Below are 20,579 nucleotides of genomic sequence, written 5' to 3'. Positions count from 1 at the left end.
CCCGCATCACGTCTTCTCCTCGAGCACGTCGTCGGCCGTGACTTCGGGCGCGCGCTTCAGGCGCAGGCCGACCCGGACCCGCGGGCTGGCGGCGGGCGCATCGCCGGAGAGCGGGATGCGATCGACCGGCGTGGCCGGATCGCGGCGGAAGACGTCGTGGATCGCGAGCAGTCGGTCGCGCATCGCGGCGATGGTCGACGGGCGGAACAGGTGGGTGTTGTAGATGAACTGGATGAGGTGCCTGCCTTCGCTTTCCACGATCTGGAAGGACAGGTCGAACTTGGCCGTCGTGTCCGTCTGCGAGATGTCCGTGATGCGAAGGCCGGGCTGCGGCGCCGGCATCGAAATGTGGTTCACCTGGATGTCGAAGATCGGGAAATGGCCCGCCGGGGTGCGGATCTTCAGGTCGTCCAGCAGCACATCGAACGGATAGGACGCGTGCTCCAGCGCTTCCGTGGAGGCCTTCGCCACACCGTCGATCACCGCTGCGACGGTCGCGGATTTCGGCACCGGGACGCGCAGCACGACGGTATTGAGGTACACCCCGATCTGCGATTCGAGCTGTTCGCTGTCGCGCCCGGCCGATACGCTGCCGATGACGATGTCTTCACGCCCCGTGTAGCGGTGCATCAGCACGCAGAACGACGCCAGGAGCACCGCATGGAGCGACGTATGGTGCGCGCGGGCCAGCGCCGCGAGTCCCGCCGTCTGCGGCTCCGACAGTTCGACTTCGAGCGTCTGCCCGGCATGACCGGGCCGCTCGGGACGCGGGAAGTCCGATGCCAGCTGCAGGCGGGGCAGCGGCGGCGCCAGTTGCTCGAGCCAGTACGCGCGATGCGCGGCGGCGCGCGAGCCCTCGAGGCTCGCGTTGTGCCACGCGGCGTAGTCGCGGTACTGGATCGACAGCGGCGGCAGGTCGCGTCCCGCATACAGCGCATGCAGGTCGTCGGTCAGCACGCGGATCGACCATGCATCCGAGATCACGTGGTGCATGTTCAGCAGCAGCAGATGCTTCGCCGGCGAAAGCCGGACCAGCTTGACGCGAAAGAGCGGTCCCGACGCGAGATCGAACGGCTGCTCGCTTTCCGCGCGAATCAGCGCATCGATGGCTTGCGGCCCGGCGTCGCTCGCGAGCTCCATCTGCTCGACCTGGAAACCGGAGGCTTCGCGGGTGAGGATGCGTTGCCGCAGGTCGCCTTCGATCATCGCAAACACGGTGCGCAGGCTCTCGTGGCGATCGACCAGCGTGTCGAACGCACGGACGAGGCGCGCCATGTCGAAGGCGCCGTCCAGTTGCAGCGCGCCCGCCATGTTGTACGTGGACGGATCCGTGCCGCGGCTGGCGAGCCAGATCCGCTTCTGTGCGCGAGACACCGCGTAGGACGGCTGCACGGCAAGCGCCGGGATGATGGCGTCGCCGCTCGAGCCGTCGGCGGGCATGGCCGCCAGCTTCTGCGCGAGCGCGCGCGGCGTCGGCGCATGGAAGATGTCGGCGATCGCGACGTCCAGTTTCAGTTCGCGCCGGATCCGGCTGACCATCTGGATCGCCTTGAGGCTTTGGCCGCCGTGCTCGAAGAAGTCGTCGTCGATGCCGTTCGGCCGGCGGCCGAGCACCTCGGCGAAGAGGCGCAGCAGCGCCGCTTCGACAGGCGTCTGCGGTTCGGCCCGCACGCCGTCGGGCACGGATGCGGCATCCGGCAGCGGCAGCGCGGCGCGGTTGATCTTGCCGTTCGGCATGACGGGCAGCGCCGGCAGCAGCATCACGGTGTCGGGCACCATATGCGCCGGCAGCTTTTCGCGCAGTGCGTCGCGCAGGCGTTGGGGCGTCCAGCCGGTTCCCGATGCGTAGGCGCACAGGGTCTTGTCCGAGTCCGGCGTCTCGCGGGCGACCACGACGGCGTGGGAGATGCCGTCGAGCCCGGTCAGCGCGGCTTCGATTTCCCCGAGCTCGATGCGATAGCCACGGATCTTGACCTGGAAGTCGCGGCGGCCGAAGAAGTGGAGATTGCCGTCCGCGTCGAAGCAGCCGATATCGCCGGTGCGATACAGGCGCGCGCCCGGTTCCGGACTGAACGGATCGTCGCGGAACACCGCCCGCGTGCGGGCTTCGTCGAACAGGTAGCCGCGCCCGACGCCGACGCCTCCGATGCAGATCTCGCCCTTGACGCCGGCCGGGCACGGATTCATGTCGGCGTCCACGACGTAGAGGCGCAGGTTCTCGATCGGCCGGCCGATCGGAATCGCCGGCAGGTCCGGCGCGCTCGTCATGCTGTAATGCGCGACGGAGTCCGACGCTTCGGTCGGCCCGTAGGCGTTGATGAGCCGGACCGCCGGATTCAGGCGGAACCAGGCTTGCGCGGATGCGGGCTGCAGCGTTTCGCCGATCGTCAGCAGCGTGTCGAGGTGCGGGAAGGCCGGCGCCGCGTGCCGTTCCAGTTCGCCGAGAAAGGTCGCCAGATAGGACGGCACGAATTGCATCGCCGTGATGCGGTCGCGGTGCAGGCTGTCGATCAGGCACGCGGGCTCGAGGATCACGGCATCGGGATAGATCACCGTCGTGCCGCCCGACGCCAGCGCCGCGAAGCACTGCCAGACCGAAATATCGGAGCAGTGCGAAGCGGTCTGGGCGACCGCGCTCTGCGCGCCGAGCCCGACCCGGCGCGCCATCGCGAGCACGTGATTGAGCATGCCGCGATGTTCGACCATCGCGCCCTTCGGCTGGCCGGTCGAACCGGACGTGAAGATCACGTAGGCGAGGTCCGCGGGCCGGCAACGCGGCGCGGGCGCGTCGGCATCGCGAGGGTCGGGCAGGCGGGCCGGATCGACGAGCGGGATCGACGCCAGCGCCGGCGGCGGCACGCAGTCCGTCGTGACGATGACGGCCGGCCGCGCCAGCGTCAGGAGGGTCTCGACCCGCTGGGCCGGATAGGCGGGATCGACCGGAACATACGCCGCGCCGCACGTCCAGATGGCCAGGATCGTTTCCAGCATCAGCGGCGAGCGCGGCATCCAGACGGCGATCCGGTCGTCCGGCTGGATCGGCGCCGATTGCAGAAGATGCGCCGCGATCCGGTTGGCGCCTTCGACGAGGTCCCGATAGGTGCGGACTTCCGTGCCGCAGCGGACCGCGATGCGTTCCGGATGCGCGGCGGCGACGGCCTCGATCAGTTCGGGCAGCGTCCGGTCGGACGGAATCGGCGCGAAGGTATCGTTCCAGCCCAGCAGGATGGCGTCCCGCTCGGCGGCGGCGAGAAGCGCAACGCTGCGGTTCGGGCGATCTTCCGCGCCGGCCAGGCCGACGAGCAGGGTCTCGACGTGGCGCAGCAGGCGGTCGATCGTTTCGCGATCGAACCGGCCGTCGTCGTACAGCACTTGCAGCGACAGGCGCTTGCCCGGCGTCACGACCAGCGTCAGCGGGTAATTGTTCGGATCGGACACCTCGAATGCGCCGATCCGCAGGCCGTGCAGCGCATCGGCCAGCGCTTCCTCGACCGGGTAGTTCTGGAAGATGAGCAGGCTTTCGAAGAGCGGCACGCCGGGCGGCAGGCCGGCGAATTTCTGGATGTCGGCCAGCGGATAGTGCGCATATTCCTCCTGCTGCGCGAGATCCATCTGCAACTGCGCCAGCCACGCGGACGTCGGGCGCGCGTCGATGCGGACCCGCACCGGCAGCGTGTTGATGAACAGCCCGACCATCTCGTCCGACGCCGGCAGCGATGCCGGCCGGCCGGACACGATCGTGCCGAACACGACGTCCGCTTCGCCGCTGTAGCGGCTCAGCAACTGCGCCCACGCGCCCTGCGCGAGCGTGTTGAGGGTGAGGCGGCTGGCTTGCGCGAAGGCGACGAGCCGTTGCGTGTCGCTTTCTGAGAGCAGCAGCGGCGCTTCCACATAGGCGCCCGGCGCGGCGGTGCCGTCGAGTTCGGGGCGCCCCAGCACGAGCGGCGTCGTCGCCGGAAAATCGGCCAGCTTCGTCTTCCAGAAGCGTTCCGCCGCGGTGGCGTCCTGGCGCGCCAGCCAGCGCACGTAATCGGCGAATGCGGGTGGCGCATCCCGCTCCGGAGCGCCTTCGGCCGGCAGCGCCTGATAGGCGGCGGCCACTTCGCTCAGGAGCCGGGCGGAACTCCACCCGTCGAGCAGGATGTGGTGATGGCTCCAGTGGAAACGCCATGCGTGATCGCCCACGCGGAACAGCGCGAGCCGCATCAGCGGCGCCCGGGCAAAGTCGAAGCCGCGCGCCCGGTCCTGCGCCACGTAGGCTTCCCAACGCTGGCCGGCCTCCACGGCGGACGCCGCGCGCAGATCCTCGTCGTGCCACGGCAAGTCGATACGGCGATGCACGACCTGCACGGGGCTTTCGAGGTCTTCCCAGTGAAACGACGTTCGCAGGATGTCGTGCCGGTGCGCCACGGTATCCCACGCGCGGCGGAACCGTTCGATGTCGAGCGCCCCGTCGATACGGAAATTCAGGCTGCTGAAGTAGGCATCCGATGCGGGTTCGTACAGGCTGTGGAACAGCATGCCCTGCTGGGTCGGCGTCAGCGGGTAGACGTCGGCGATCTCGTCCGGCATCACCGAGGCCGGCGCCTGCGGCTCGCCGGTCGCGGGCCGGGTCGATGCGGACTGGGCGGCGTGGTCGGCAACCAGGGTTTCGAGCGCCGCGATGTAGGCTTGCGCGACGCGCAGGATGGTGTCCGCGTCGTGGCAGGCCCGGCTGAACTCCCACGCAACGTGCAGGCGGTTGCCGGTCACATAGGCGTTGATGTCGAGCAGGTGCTCGCGCCGCTGGTTCGCATGGCGACCGTCCCCGCCCGGCTCCGCGGCCTGTTTCCAGTCGCGTGCGGCGGTGAACAGCTGGTCGGTCTGACCCAGGTAGTTGAACTGCAGTTGCGGCTGCGGAAGCGGGCCGTCGAGCCGGTCTTGCAGCAGGCCGCAGGTGATGCCCGCGTTCGGCACCGCGCGCAGTCGCGTCTTGACCGACGCAACCAGGCCGGCCGGATCGTGCGAACCGGCCTCGACCGTCAGCACGACCGGGAAGACGGATGTAAACCAGCCCACCGTGCGCGAGATGTCGAGGTCCTCGATCAGTTCCTCGCGCCCGTGTGCTTCGAGATCCAGCAGGACGTCGGCGCATCCGCTCCAGTCGCTGACGGCACGCGCGAGCGCGGCAAGCAGCACGTCGTTGATCTGCGCGTCGTAGGCGCGGGGCGCGGCGCCCAGCAAGGCCGTCGTGGCCGCTTCACCCAGTTCGACCACGATCGTTTCGGCGGACGACACGGTATTGGCGTCGGCAGGCGCATCGCGATCGAGCGGCAGGCCGGGCAGCGCGGAACGCGCCAGGGCCTGCCAATGGGCGATGTCGGCGTCGGCGGCGCCGGAGCCGGCCCAGTTCGAGATCGCCCGGGTCCATGCGGTCCAGGTCGCACTGCCGCCCGCGAATTCGGGCGCCTTGCCGTTGCGCAGGCGGGTATAGGCGTCGTACACGGTTTCGAGCAGCGCGCCCCACGACACGCCGTCGACGACCAGATGATGGGCGACCAGCAGCAGACGGAGCGAACGGCCTTCGTCGAGGCGGAACAGGTCCGCGCGCACGACGGGGCCGCCCGCGAGATTCAGGCTCGCATGCGACTGCGCGACGTGCTGCGCGAGCTGATCGCGTGCAATGTCGAACACGCCGACGGGAACCTCCGGATCGTCGACGACTGCCTGGGCCCACCCGGACGCGTCCGGGCGAAAGCGCAGCCGCAGCGCGTCGTGCCATTTGACCGCGTGCCGGAGCGCCTGGCGCAGCAACACCGGATCGACATCCGCCGGCACGTCGAGCAGGACCGCCTGGTTGTACTGATCCGGGTCGTCCTTGCGTTGCGCGAAGAAGCGCTTCTGAATAGGCGTCAGCGGCAGCGGGCCGGACGACGCGACGAACTCCGCCGCGCCGACCGTGCCGCGGCTGGCCACGGCGGCGAGCTCGGCGACCGTCGGATGCTGGAAGATCAGCCGGGTGGTGATCTTCAGGCCCGCCTTGGCGGCCAGCGACACGATGCGCATGCTGAGAATCGAATCGCCGCCGAGCGCGAAGATGTTGTCGTGGATGCCGGGCGCCGGAATGCCCAGCGCTTCTCCCCAGATGCGGCACAGCAGCGTCTCGGTGGGCGTGCGCGGCAGTGTCGGCGCGTGTGCCGCGGCAGACAGCCGCGCGCGGTCCAGCGGGGGCAGCGCCTTGCGGTCGATCTTGCCGTTGCCGCTCAGGGGCAGCGCGTCGAGTACGACGTAGATGCCGGGCACCATGTAGTCCGGCAGCGTGGCGGACAACGCGGCGGCAATCCGGGCGTCGCTCAGCGACGCGCCGTCGCGGAACGCGACATACGCGCACAGCGCGGCACGCCCGGCTTCGTCGCGATAGTCGAGCGCGGCCGCCTGGCGGATTTCCGGAATGGCGGCCAGCGCGTTGTCGATCTCCCCGAGCTCGATGCGGTAGCCGCGGATCTTCAGTTGATGATCCTTGCGGCCATGGAGCACGATCGTTCCATCGGGCAGATAGCAGCCGATGTCGCTGGTGCGGTACAGGCGGACACCGCGGTCCGGATGGAACGGATCCTCGACGAAAGCCTCCCGCGTGGCGGCTTCGTTGTTCAGATAGCCGCGGCCGACGGCGACGCCGGACACGCAGAGTTCGCCGGGAATCCCGATCGGGCACAGGTTCATCTGCGGGTCGACGACGTAGAGGCGCACGTTGCGGATCGGCTTGCCGACCGGTACGTAAGGCGTGGCCGGCGCGCACGTCATGTGGTGCTGCGCGACGTCGTCGGACGCTTCCGCCGGGCCGTAGGCGTTCACCAGCGCGATGTCCGGGAACACGTCGAACCACTGTTTCACCAGGGCCGGGCTGACCATCTCGCCGGTCACGAGCAGGTGCCGCAGGTGCCGCATCCGCGCCGGCCGTTCCGACGCGTGGTCGAGCACGGCGGACAGATAGGACGGCACCAGTTCGAGGATGCTGATCCGGGTGGCTTCCAGGTACGCGACGAAACGCGCAGGATCGCGAATGCATTCGTCGTCGACGATCACGGTCTTGCCGCCGACGAGCGGCGCCGTGAAAAATTGCCAGACCGAAATATCGAAGCAATGCGGCGCGGTTTGCGCGATCACCGACGACGCCGAGATCGAAAACTCGTCGATCTCGGCGAGCATGTGATTCAGCATGCCGGCGTGCTCGACCATCGCCCCTTTGGGCTTGCCGGTGGAACCGGACGTGTAGATCACGTAGGCGAGGCTGTCGGGCGACACGGGGCGGCCGGGATTGGTGTCGTCGACGATGTCGGTGGCGGCGTCGAGCGACACGACCGGCGCGAGCGCGGCCAGCTCGGGCGGCAGGAGGCCGTCGCAGGTAATGACGAGCGCGGCGCCGGAATCCTCGAGAATGGTGCGGATGCGGGCCACCGGAAAGTCGGGGTCGATCGGAATATAAGCGGCGCCGCACTTCCAGACGGCGAGGATCGCCTCCATCAGGCGCGCCGACCGGTGCATGCAGATCGCGACCAGCGTGTCCGGCCCCAGCTCGGCGGCGGCCAGCAGGCGGTGCGCGGTGCGGTTGGCGCGCGCGTTCAGTTCGCCCGCGCTCAGCACGCTATCCCGGTACTCGACCGCCGGCCGCTCGGGGTGGTCCGCGGCGGCTTGCTCCAGGCGATGCACCACGGTGCGCGCGGCGTCGAACGGCACGGCGGTGTCGTTGAAGGTCTCGAGCAACTGCCGGCGTTCGGCCTCGGGCAGTATCGGCACGCGGCCGAGCAGCCGGTTCGGATCGGCCGCGAACGCGTCGAGCGTCGCGGCCACGTGGCCCAGCATCCGCTGCATGGTGTCTTCGTCGAAGCGCCGCGGGTCGAACGACAGTTCCATCTTCCAGTCGTCGCGCGCCGTCACGACGAATTCGAGCGGAATGTCGGCGCGGTTGTAGAGCGCCACCTCGTCGACCGCCAGCCCGTGCGCGCCATGCGTCAGCGACGCGTCGAGCGGGTAATTCATGAACGTGATGTTGCTCTCGAACAGCGGCGTCGTCGGCGGCACTTCGCTGCAGCGCTGAATGTCGGGCAACGGGGTGTGCTCGAACGGCGCGCGGGCGGCCACGCGCGCCTGGATCATCTTCAGCCACGGCACCAGCGGCTGCCTTGGGTCGACCCGCACCCGCACCGGCACCGTATTGATGAACAGGCCGAGCATGGTTTCGATCCCCGGCAGGTTGGCGCCCCGCCCGGACACGACGGCGCCGAACACCACGTCGGTCTCCCCGCTGTAACGCGACAGCACGAGCGCCCAGGCCGCTTGTGCGAGGGTATTGAGGGTGACGTGATGGCGGGCCGCGAATTGCCGCAGGCGCGCGCTCAGGTCGGCCGACAGGTCGGCCTGCACTTGCGCGAGGCCCTGGCCGAAGCGCTCGCTCGCTTCGGCGCGCGCAGCCGTGGGCAGCGGGGTCGGCGAATGGAAACCTTCGAGATAGCGCGTCCAGTATTGCTGCGCGGCGTGCGGTTCGCGCTGCTGCAGCCACTGGATGTAGTCGCGATAGGGGCGCACCGGAGGAAGCGCCGGCGGCACGCCGCGCACGAGCGCGCCATAGGCCTGGAAGATCTCCTCGATGACGAGCGACAGGCACCAGCCGTCGGCCAGGATGTGATGGTGGCTCCAGCTGAACAGGTGAGCGTCGGCGGCGACGCGCACCAGGCGGCAGCGCACGAGCGGCGCGCGATCGAGCGCGAAGCCCTCGGCCAGGTCGTTTTCGAGATGCGCGCGCCACCGCGTGCGCTGTTCGTGCTCCGGCAGGTCGAGCCAGTCGTCTTCCACCCACGGCAGCGTGGTGTGCGCATGCACGACCTGCATGGGCTTGTCGAATTCCTCCCAATGGAACGACGTGCGCATCACCGGATGCCGATCGATGAGCTGCTGCCATGCGGCATGAAACAGCACGGGATCGAGGCTGCCGGTGATCCGGCAACTGAGCTGGTTGAAGCTGCTTCTCGTGCCGGGGTCGTGCACGGCATGAAAGAGCATCCCCTCCTGCATCGGGGAGAGCTCGTAGATATCGGCAATGGTGGGGGATGTCACGATTTGATCCTTGAGACAAGGGCGTCCAACGTTTCCTGGCTGATGCGCGCGGCCGGAAAGTCCGACGGGCTCAGCCCGCGCGGGCCGTCGCCGCTGGCCGCGACGATCGACAGCAGGCGGCTGCGGTAGCACTGCGTCAACTGCTCGATGACGCCGGGTGCGCAGGCCTCGCGGTTGAAGTGCCAGGTCAGGCGCAGACGGCCGTCGAACACCATCCCGTCGATCTCGAACAGATGGCCGCGGCGCGCGCGCGGGCTGTGCTCGGGGCTCTGGAAGTCGAGCACCGGCTTCCAGCCCGTGTCGTCGGCCAGCACGCGATCGACCTGGCCGAGATAGTTGAAGCGCACCGGCGCCGGCGCCTGCCGTTCCAGCGCCGCCGCGATGCCGGCGTCGCGGCCGAGGTAGCGGGCGATGCCGTAGCCGAGCCCGCGCATCGGCACCGCGCGCAGTTGCTCCTTGACGTGGCGCAGCGCCTCGACCGCCACGGTGGCGTCGCCGGCGTTCAGGAACACCGGATAGTGGGTGGTGAACCAGCCGATCGTGCGCGACGTATCGACACCGTCGAAGATGTCCTCGCGGCCGTGGCCTTCGAGATCGACGACCAGCGACGCGTTGCCGGTCCAGTCGCCGAACGCGAGCAGCAGGGCCGTCAGCAGGACTTCATTGATCTGGGTGTTGAACGCGCGCGGCACGTCCTGCAACAGCGCGAGCGTCTGCTGCGCGTCGAACTCGATGACCGTCGAGCCGCCTTCGGCGACGGTGCCGACCGGCATGTCGTCGAAGCCCGTCGGCTCGCCGGCGTTCCCCTCGAGCCAGTAGTCCAGCTCCAGTCCGTCGAGCGCGGTCGCGCCGAGTTCGGACAGACGCGTCGACCAGTCGCGCCAGGCCGTCGTCCTGGCCGGGAGCTGCACCGCCTGGCCCGCTTCGAGCTGGCGGCACGCGGCGTACAGGTCTTCGAACAGGATGCGCCACGAGACGCCGTCGATCACCAGGTGGTGCGCTACCACGAGCAGGCGCTGCGGCGCGTCGGGACCGAACTGGAACAGATGGGCGCGCAACAGCGGCGCTGCGGATAACGTGAAGCCTTCCTGCAGGCGGGTGGCGGTCGCGAGCATTTCGGCCTGCCGAGCGGCGGGCGCCGCGCCCGCCAGCGACGTGACGCCGAGCGGAATCGCCAGCGGCGGCGCCGCATGCGATTGCTGCCACGCGCCGGCGACGCGCTCGAAACTCAGCCGCAGCGCGTCGTGATGCGTCGCGACGGCCGCCAGTGCGCGCTCGATCACGTCCGGCCGCAGCGACGCGGGCACCTCGATCATCGTCGACTGGTTGTAGTGGTGCGGATCCGCCACATCCTGCGCGAAGAACCAGTGCTGGATCGGCGTCAGCGGGGCGGGGCCGACCACCGGCTCCTGCGCAATCCGGATCGACGGCGCCTCCACTGCTACCTGGGCGAGCGCGGCGATGGTCGGATGCGCGAAAAACTGGTCGGCGGTGAACTTGAGGCCGACTTGCTGCGCCAGCGACATCACCTGGATGATCAGGATCGAGTCGCCGCCCAGTTCGAAGAAGTTGTCGTGCACGCCGATCGGCTCGCGGCCCAGCACCTCGGACCAGATCTTGCCCAGGCGCGCTTCGACGTCATTGGTCGGCGCGACGTACGCGGTTTCGCTCGGCACCGGCGCCAGTTCGAGCGCGGCGAGCGCCTTGCGGTCGGGCTTGCCGTTCGGCGTCAGCGGCAGGCGTTCGAGCGTCACGATCGACGCCGGCACCATGAACTCGGGCAGCCGTTCCTTCAGGTGTTCCCGCAGGCTCGCGACACTGGCCGTCGCCGTCGCGACGCAGGCCACCAGCTGCTTGTGCTGCGGCGCGTCCTCCCGCACGAACACGATCGCGTCGGCAACGTCGGCGTGCTGCCTGAGCGCCGCTTCGATTTCGCCCGTTTCGATCCGGTAGCCGCGAATCTTCACTTGCGAGTCGCGGCGCCCGGTGACTTCCAGGTTGCCGTCCGGCAGCCAGACGCCGAGGTCGCCGGTGCGATAGAGGCGCTCGCCTGCCTCGAACGGATGGTCGACGAACGCGTCGGCGGTCAGGTCGTCCCGGCCGACATAGCCGCGCGCCAGTGCGATGCCGGACACGCAGATCTCGCCCGTGCAGCCCTCGGGGGCCAGCGCTCCGTGTTCGTCGAGCAGGTACAGGTGCGTATTGCGGATCGGGCGGCCTACCGGCAGACGGGCGCCATACGCGATAGCCGGGTCGACCACGTAGTCCGCGATGCACACGGTCGCCTCGGTCGGGCCGTACGAGTTGTGGCACGTACGGGTCCGGGCCAGCTCGTGCAGATCCGCCACGCGGGCGTTGTCGCCCGCGCTGATGACGCGCTTCACGGCGCCGAGCGCGTTCCAGTCGAGCGCGGCGAGATAGGCGGGCGTCGCGTTGACGGTGGTGACGCCCTGCTGCGCGATATAGTCGACGAAACGCGGCACGTCCCGGATCACGGCGGGCTTCGCCAGCACCAGGCGCGCACCCGCGAGCAGCGTGACGAAAATCTCCATGATCGAGCCGTCGAAGCCCGGGGAGTAGAACTGGACGAAGCGATCGGCGGCGTCGAAACCGAAGGCGTCCACATGGTACTGCGCCATGTTCAGGAGCCCTGCGTGTTCGAGCACGACGCCCTTGGGTACGCCGGTGGAGCCGGACGTGTAGATGATGTACGCCGCGTCGTCCGGCCGGGCCTCGACCTGCGCCGACGCCGTTGCGGGTTCCAGCGTGTCGAGCTGAAAGTCGAGCGCGAACATCGGGATCGCCCAGAAATCGGCGAGCAACGGCAGGTGTTCCGAGTGCGTCAGGAGCGCCTTGACTTTCGCGTCCTCGATCATGAAGCGCAGCCGCTCCCGCGGAAACTCCGGGTCGAGCGGCAGATACACCGCGCCCGCCTTGAGGGCGCCGAGCATGCCGACGATCCAGCGCTCGGAACGGTCGGCCACCACGCCCACCACGTCGCCGCGTTCGATCGCGTATTCCGCACGCAGGAAGCTCGCCAGCCGGGACGCCTGGTCGTCCAGTTCGGCATAGGTCAGCGATGCGTCGGCGGTCACCACGGCGATGCTGTCCGGCGCGGCCGCGACCCGTTGCGCGAACCGTTCCAGGAAGGTGCCCTCTGCCGCGACGGGCGTCGCATGCGAGCGCAGGCGCGCGCGCGCTTCGTCATCGAGCAGCGAGACGGTGTCGAGCGGAGCGTCCAGCGTGCCGAAGCCGGCCACGACGTTGCGCAGGTGCCGTGCGACATGCTGGAGATAATGCAGCGTGAACACCGTCGGCCGGCCCGTCAGCACGATTTCGTAGCGCTCGCGATGCCGGATCTCGATCGACAGGTCGTAGCCGTCCGCTGCCCAGGCTTCGTGCAGACCGTCGAAGCGCACGCCGACGTTGGTCGTGTGCCGTTCGCCATGCAGCTTGTGCGCGAGGGCGGCAATCGGAAAATCCTGATACGAATAGCTCCGCTGCACCCTGTCGCGCACCTGGTTCAGATAGGCGCGAACCGTGGGGCCGGGCTCGCTGGCGTCGAGCAGCGGGACGGGGTCGGCGGGGCCGCTCGCGGGTTCGACGAGCAGCCGCGGCGACGCCACGAACAGGCCGGCCGCGCCGTTGTAGCGCCCCAGCACGCGGAACAGCGCCGCCAGCAGCACGACGAACGCGCCCAGTTCGTTGCCGGCGGCGAGCTTCTCCAGCACCGGCGCCGCGTCGCCGTCGAGTGCGAACGTCAGTGCCGGCGCGGGGCCGAGCGGCAGCGCATAGGCTTGCCACGCCTGCTGAAGACGGAAGTCTTCGTCGATGCGGCCGAGCGCGTCGCTCCAGAACGCCACGTGCTCCTGGTATCGCCCGCTGGTCGAGAGCGTGTTGAGATTCAGTTCTGACAAAGCACGATCTCCCTCGTCGCGTACAGGATTTCGGAAGCGATGCCCTTGGCCTGGCAGTGCGCGACGAACTGGGTGGACTGGATGTGGCTCGGCGAGTTTTCGTCGAAGGTGTTGTCGAGGAGGTGGTTCAGCCACGGCTCCTGACCCATCGCATAGACATACGCCGCGTTGAACGCGAAGTCGTCCACCAGTGCGGCGGCCTCGCCGAACTGGCAGCCCCGCGCCCGCCGCGACTGGTCGATGTCGCGCGGCAGCGCGTCGGGAAACAGCGGGCCGTAGACCCACGACGGCGGCGCGCCCTCGGTTTCCATCCCGACGAACAGCGTGTCCGGCTTGCCGGCGAGGCGGAAGACATGCTCGTAGAGGCGCGGGTCCAGGTTGCACGAATCGGCGATGCACAGCACCGAACGCGAGCCGAAGCGGATCATGAAGCTCTGCTTGCTCTGGATCGCCAGGTCGTTGTGTTCGCCCAGGAACGGAATGGCGGTGATGGCGCCGTTCGGCAACCTGATTTCCTGGGCGTCCCGCACTTCCAGCACATCGTCGAAGCCGAGCTTGCGCAACGCCAGTTCCATCGACGGATCTTGCGGAAAACCGTCCAGATTCCTGCCGACCACCACGGTCTTGACCTTGTGGCGAAGCTGCAGCAGCGTTTCGAGGACGATGTGATCGTGATGGCTGTGCGTGATCAGCACGTAGTCGATCTGGTCCGGCAGGTCCGCGAACGTATAGCGCGGCAGCGCGGTGTCGTAGCCGTAGCTGATCACCGGATCGATCAGGATGCTCACGCCCCGGCTCTGGACCAGCAGGCACGCATGGCCGTAATAGCGGATGCGGATGTCGTCGCCGTCGAACGAACGATCCGGTTTCGGCGGCGGCGCCTCCTCGACGAAGAACGAGCGGAACAGCGGCTCGTCCTTCTCCTCCACGCGCATCAGGTCGACGATCTTCGCGTAGCTGCCGGGCGTGTCGCGCATGCGGAACAGCGTGTCGAGCGCGCGGTCGTCGAAGGCCATGTTGCTGAACCACGTGCGCTCGTCGCTGAGCCGGGGCGTGCTGAGGATGAATGGCCGGGGCGTGTTCTCTTCGATCGCCGACAGCGCGATGCTCTGCGCATCGCGCGCATAGAGCGGGCTCGCGTACAGCAGGCTTTCGAACACCCGGAAGGACGGGTTGTGGCTCAGGTCGTAGTAGATCTCGACATAGCCCTTCAACACGTCCGGAATCTCGGGGTAGAGCGGGTCCGACGCCATCCCCCTGGCCCGTTCCAGCAGCAGCGTGGAGAACGCCTTGTAAGCCTTCGCCAGTTCCAGTTGCAGGGTCGCGCGCCGGGTGGTCTGCTCGATCAGCGCGCGGATTTCGTCGACGCGCTTGCCGCCCAGGTCGAGGAACGGCCCGCCGCGCATCGCGGGATCCTTGCAGGCCGCCGCATGCATCATCGGCGATGCGGCATAGGACTTCAGCAGCGGCAGGAACCGCTCGGCCACGTTGAGGGCGGCGGTCAACGGCGGAAGCGTGTGGAACCACGCGTACCAGCTGTTGATCAGCGGTTCGAACTGGATGTTTTGTCGCAGGTAGACCTGCGTGTTGGACGAAATGGTCAACGAAGGCTCCTTAGAATGCGCTGAGTTCGACGGTGGGCTGGCGGGCTTCGGCGTGCAGCGCGCGTTGTCCCAGGGTCAGGTTCCGGATGCGAACGCCCGGATTGGCAAGCACTTCCCCGATGACGGACGTCAGTTCGTCGGCGAGGCCTTGCACCAGGGCCTCGCTGAACCGCCCCGCGTGATAGACGACGCGGATCGCGAGGCCTTCGGCGCGCGGTTCGGCCAGGAACCAGAAGTCCGTCGCGGCTTCCGTGTCCGCGCCCTGCAGGTCGTGGTCCGGCAGCTCGGCGATGTGCACTTGTCCCGCGTAGCGATCGACGGGGCCTTGTCGCTGGTTCTGCAGCGTCAGGCCGATGTCGAAGAGCGGATTGCGTCCCGCCACGCGCTGGATGTGCAGCTCGTCGAGCAAGCGATCCAGCGGATACAGCGGGTGCGAGAACGCTTCGAGGGTGGTGTCCCGCACCCGGGTCAGCAGCGTGTCGAACCGGTCGTCGCCGGCGACGCGGTCGCGCAGCGCCAGCACGTTCAGGTAGGGGCCGACCTGCGACTCGAGGTCGGGCAGCTCGCGGCCCGCGACCGGCGTGCCGACGACGATGTCCTCCTGGCCGGAACGGCGGTAGAACAGCGCCTTGATGGCGGACAGCAGCGCGATGAACAAGGTCGCGCCGTGGCGCTTGCCGAGCGATTCCAGCGCCGCCGTCTCGGCGGCGGGCAGTTCGAACCGCCAGGATTGCCAGCTCGGCGCGGCCGGCTGCTCGACGTCGCCCGGCAGGGCCAGCGCGCGCAGGCCGCCGCCCAGCCGGGTCAGCCAGTAGTCCTTCATGCGCTCGCCGTCCGGCCCGGCGAGCAAGCGGTTCAGCCAGCCGGCGTAATCCTTGTACTGGATCGGGAGGGCGGGCAAAGGATTGTCGCGATGCTGGACAAACGCGTCGTAGAGCGCGGACAGGTCGTCGAGCAGCACCTCCGTGGACCAGCCGTCGCTCACGATGTGATGCATCGTGCAGAGGCAGACGTGACGGACTTCGGAGAGCCTGAGCAGCTTGACGCGGAAGAGCGGGCCGGTCGCGAGATCCATCGGCGCGAGCCGTTCGCTCGCCTGGATCGACATGACCTGGGCATCCCGGTCCTCGGCATCCTGCAGATCCACGACCTCGACCGGGAACACGGCTTCTCCGGGCGGCAGCACGTGCTGGACCGGCTGATTCCCTGCCAGCACGAAACGCGTGCGCAAGATCTCGTGACGTTCGATCAACGCGCGGAATGCCCGCACGAGCGCGTCCACGTCCAGCACGCCTTCGAACAGCAGGGACGTGGGCAGCGGCCCGCCGGCTTGCGCCGCATTGAGGCGATCCTGGACCCACAGGCGCGTCTGGGCGGGAGAGAGGGCGTAGTGCGTCTGCGCCGGCAGCGGCGTCACCGGCGCGTAATCGATCGGCTGCGTATCGGCGATGCGCTTCGCGAGGCCCGAAATGGTGGGGTGTGCGAACAGGCTGCGGATTTCCAGCTTCGCATGCAGGTCGCGACGGATGCGCGCGACGACCTTCGTCGCCAAGAGCGAATTGCCGCCCAGCTCGAAGAAATGGGCGGTCGTGCTGATCCGTGCCTTGCCCAGCACTTCCTGCCAGATCGCCGTCAACTGCGCTTCGAGCGCGTTGCCGGGCGCAACGTGGTCCAGGCCGTCGCCGGGTTCGGGCAGGCTGGCGCGATCGAGCTTGCCGTTCGGCAGATGCGCGAACGCGGTCACGACGACGAACGCGGACGGCACCATGTAATCCGGCAGCCGCTGCCGCAGGTGGCCGCGCACCGCTTCGACCAGTTCGGCTTCGGGATGCGACGCGCGCAGCCATGCGACGAGTCTCGCGCCGTCGTCCACGCCGCGCAGCGCCACGACGGCGGCTTCGACCAGCGGGTGCGAGGTCAGCGCGGCCTCGATTTCACCGGGTTCGATGCGCAGGCCGCGCAGCTTGATCTGGTGGTCGATGCGGCCGAGGAACTCGATGTTGCCGTCGGGCCGGTAGCGCGCGAGATCGCCGGTACGGTAGAGGCGTGCGTGCGGGTCGGCGGAGAACGGATCGGCGATGAACTTCTCCGCGGTCAGCTCGGGTTCGCCGTGGTAGCCGCGCCCGACCGGCGTGCCGCCGATCAGCAGCTCGCCTGCCACGCCGACGGGCGTGGGCTGCATCTGCGCGTCCACGATGTAGAGGCGCGTGTTGGCGATCGGCCGGCCGATCGGGACGATGCGGTGCGGGTCGTCGTGACGGCATTCCCACGCGGTCACGTCGACGGCGGCCTCGGTCGGGCCGTAGAGGTTGTACAGCTTGACGTCGAGGCGCTCGAGGCAACGCTGCTGCAGGTCGTAAGGCAGGGCCTCGCCGCTGCACACGACGCGGCGCAGCGATGCGCAGTGCGCGTCGAGGTCCGGATGGTCGAGGAACGCGCGCAGCATCGACGGCACGAAATGGATCGTGGTGATCCGTTCCCGTTCGACGAGTTCGACCAGGTAGTCGGTTTCGCGCTGGCCGCCGGGGCGGGCGAACACCAGGCGCGCGCCGGTGACGAGCGGCCAGAAGAATTCCCAGACCGAGACGTCGAAGCTGAACGGGGTCTTCTGTAGCACGGCATCGTCGGCGTCGAGCGCGTAGGCGTGCTGCATCCAGAGGATGCGGTTGGTGATCGCGCGATGGGTGTTGAGTGCACCCTTGGGCCGGCCGGTCGACCCGGACGTGTAGATCATGTAGGCGAGGTTGTCGCCGTTCAGCGCAGGGGCGGGGTTGGACGTCGCAGCGGCGTCGAGGTCGAGCGCGTCGCGATCGACGACGATCACGCGGTCGTCGGCGTCGGGCAGCACGGCGAGCAGATGCTGCTGGGTGAGAAGCCAGCGCAACTGCGCGTTGTCGATCATGAAGCGCACGCGCTCGGCGGGGTACTCGGGGTCGACGGGAACGTAGGCGCCGCCGGCCTTGAGGACTGCGAGCAGCGTGACGATCATGTCGAGCGAGCGCTCCATCGCCACGCCGACGAGGGCATCGGGAGCGACGCCGAGGGCGATGAGGTGGTGGGCGAGGCGGTTGGCGCGCCGGTTGAGTTCGGCGTAGGTGAGCGCGTCGTCGTCGAAGACGGCGGCGACGGCATCGGGCGTGCGTTCGACCTGCTGCTCGAACAGCCGATGCAGCGGTTGCGCGGCGGCCTCGCCGAAATCGGTGTCGGTCCGGTTCCACTCGACGGTCAGCCGGTTCCGCTCCGCGTCGCTCGTCAACGGCAGCCGGGCAACGGCGGCCGACGCATCGTCTGCGAGACGCATCAGCAGGGTCCGGTAGATCCCGAGGAAACGCTGCACCGTGCTCGCGTCGAACAGATCGGTGTTGTAGTCGCAATCGATCAGGAGTGCCTGCCCCGCGTCGAGCACGTTGACGTTCAGATCGAACGCGGTGTAGCGGATCAGCGGGGCAACGAGGCCGACCGTCAGGCCGGGCAGTTCGGGCAGCGCCGACACGGGTTCGAGGTTGAAGACCGCCGATACCAGCGGCGCGGCGTTGAGATCGCGCCGCGCACCGATTTCGCGGACCAGCTCGGCGAACGGATAGTCCTGGTGCTCGAGCGCGTCGAGCAGGTTCTGCCGGGTGCCGGCCAGGAAGCTGGCCACGGTGGCCTGCTCCGGCAGCGTGGAGCGCAGCGGCAGCAGATGCGTGCAGTAGCCGGCGAGGCGTTCGCTGCCGGCCACGGAGCGGCCGGTCACCGGGATGCCGGTGACGATCTCCTGCTGGCCGGCGATGCGGTGCAGGAACAGATTGAAGCCCGCGAGCAGCACCATGTAGAGCGTGCAGCCGTTCTGACGGGCCGCGGTGCGCAGCGACGCGGCCGCCGCCGCGTCCAGATGCAGCGACACGCGCTCGCCGTGAAACGTCTTCACCGCGGGGCGCGGGTAGTCCACCGGAAGATTCAGCGGTGCGCTCTGGTGCGCGCATTGCGCCAGCCAGTATTCGCGATTCGCCTTCGTTTCCGGGCTGTGGCGCTGGCCGTCGAGCTGCTTCAGGTACGCGCGAAACTGCAGCGGCGCCGCGGCCGGCGCCGCACCGGCATACGCCTGGGCCAGATCCTCGAGCAGGATGCCGAACGTCGAGCCGTCACAGATGATGTGATGGGCCGTCATCACCAGCAGGTGACGCGCGCTGTCCAGGCGCACGAGCGCGGCGCGAAAGAGCGGGCCGTTCACCAGGTCGAACGGCTGGCGGCTTTCGTGGTCCCGCCACGCGTCCTGGTCCGCGTCGATCAGCGGAATCTCGAGTGTCAGCGACGGTTGCACGATCTGGCCCGACCCGTCCGCCATCACCGTGGTGCGCAGCGCCTCGTGACGATCGACCAGGCTCTGGACGGCCGCGCGCATCGCGGCCTCGTCGAGCCGGCCGTTCAGCTCGAGCGTGGTGTTGACGTTGTAGGCGAGCGACCCTTCGGGATCGATTTCCGACAACACCCACAGCTGGCGTTGCGCTTCGCTCAGCGCGGCCACCGTGCCGTGTTTCGAATGCGGCCGGATGAAACCGCCCCGGCGCAGGTCGGCGACGCTGTCCTTCACCGCCCGGATGAACCGGTCGATATCCGCATCCGTATGCGCGGTGGACAGGAAGCAGGTGCGCCATTCCCAGATGTAGATGCCCTTTTCGAGCATGTGATAGAAGAACAGGTCGAGGTTCTCGGTGAATTCGAAGCGGAACATCGAGCCGAACCACGTGACCTTGATCGGCGCCTCGGCCTCCGCGAAGAACGCATTCAACGTGCCGGCGATGTGCGCGGTCCGTTCGTTGAGCGCGGCCTGCAGCGCCGGGCCTTCCTGTTCGATCTGCTCCAGCACGGCCAGCGCGGCCGCCATCGCGAGCGGATACTGGCAGAAGGTGCCGCCGAACGCGGTGCGATCCGCGGCGGGGAACGAGTGGTCGCCGTAGGTCCACATGCCGCCGTCGATGGCATCCATGAAGCGGCTGGAGCCGGCGATGACGCCCAGCGGCAGGCCGCCGCCGATGATTTTGCCGTACGTCGCGAGATCGGCCTTGATGCCGAACATCGCTTGCGAGCCGCCCGGATGGACGCGGAAGCCGGTGATCATTTCGTCGAAGATCAGCGCGACACCGGCCTCCTCGGTGATGCGGCGCAGTTCCTTGAGGAAGGCGACGGGCTGCAGGGACGGGTTGCGGCTCTGCACCGGCTCCACCATCACGGCGGCGAGGGTCGGCGCCATCCCGCGAATGGCCTCGAGCGCGGCATCGCTGCCGTAGTCGAGCAGGATCATGTTCTCGACCGAGCCGAACGGCACGCCCGGGGCGATGGTTTCCGTGACGCCTTCCGCGTTCGCCGCCGCGAGCGTGCCGTCGGCATGGCCGTGATACGAATGCGTGAACATCACGATCTTGTCGCGCCCGGTCACGGCGCGCGCGAGCCGCATGGCGGTCATCACGGCCTCGGTGCCGGTGTTCGAGAACGCCACGCGATCGAGGCCGGTCACGCGGGCAAAGCGCGCGGCCACTTCGCCGACGAGGCCGGAGCGCGCGCCCAGTTCGAGCGGGCGCTGCCATTCGCGGGTGACCTGGTGCTGGATGAAGTCCGGCGTATGGCCGAACAGATGCACGCCGAAGCCCATCGTGAAATCGATGTACTCGTTGCCGTCGATGTCCCACAGCCGCGAGCCGGCCGCGCGATCGCCGACGATCGGATACAGCATCTCCTTGGTCGAAAAGCGGAAGCCGACCGTGGCGCGGCTGTCGGCCAGCACCGGGCGCGACGCCTGCACCGAGTCCTTCGATTTCCGGGTGCGTGTCGTGTAGCGCACGATCAGCGCTTCGAGATGCTCCTGCTGCACGGCGGACAAGCCGCGCGCCCGCTGTTCGACCGGGCTGCCCCACGGCATCATCGGCTTGGACGGCCGATTGTCGGCCGCAGCCGCAGCCGCTTGCGCGGGCTGCGCGGCGGGCGA

General features: G+C 68.6%; 4 protein-coding genes. All 4 read right to left on the bottom strand.

Annotated elements, in window-relative coordinates; translation table 11 throughout:
• Positions 1-6: 6 nt before the first annotated feature.
• Positions 7-9,093 carry a non-ribosomal peptide synthetase gene (locus tag G3N64_RS29220; protein WP_205787165.1) on the bottom strand — a complete coding sequence of 3,029 codons (9,087 nt, stop codon included), beginning with the start codon at positions 9,091-9,093 and terminating at the stop codon, positions 7-9.
• Complete coding sequence (locus tag G3N64_RS29215; protein WP_205787164.1) at positions 9,090-13,010, bottom strand: non-ribosomal peptide synthetase; 3,921 nt, start codon at positions 13,008-13,010, stop codon at positions 9,090-9,092. The genes G3N64_RS29220 and G3N64_RS29215 overlap by 4 nt, the downstream gene beginning before the upstream one ends.
• The gene (locus G3N64_RS29210) at positions 12,998-14,614 is read right to left on the bottom strand and encodes an MBL fold metallo-hydrolase (protein ID WP_205787163.1); all 1,617 of its coding nucleotides are present in this window, start codon (positions 14,612-14,614) and stop codon (positions 12,998-13,000) included. Before G3N64_RS29210 ends, G3N64_RS29215 begins: the two co-directional genes overlap by 13 nt.
• A gap of 10 nt (positions 14,615-14,624) precedes the next feature.
• Positions 14,625-20,579, bottom strand: a 5,955-nt coding sequence (locus G3N64_RS29205) for a non-ribosomal peptide synthetase (RefSeq protein ID WP_205787162.1), incomplete at its 5' end; no start/stop codon positions are given.

Origin of the sequence: Burkholderia sp. Ac-20344 (assembly GCF_017104975.1) — a bacterium.
Taxonomy (GTDB): domain Bacteria; phylum Pseudomonadota; class Gammaproteobacteria; order Burkholderiales; family Burkholderiaceae; genus Burkholderia.
This window is presented reverse-complemented; position numbering and strand designations above follow the sequence as displayed.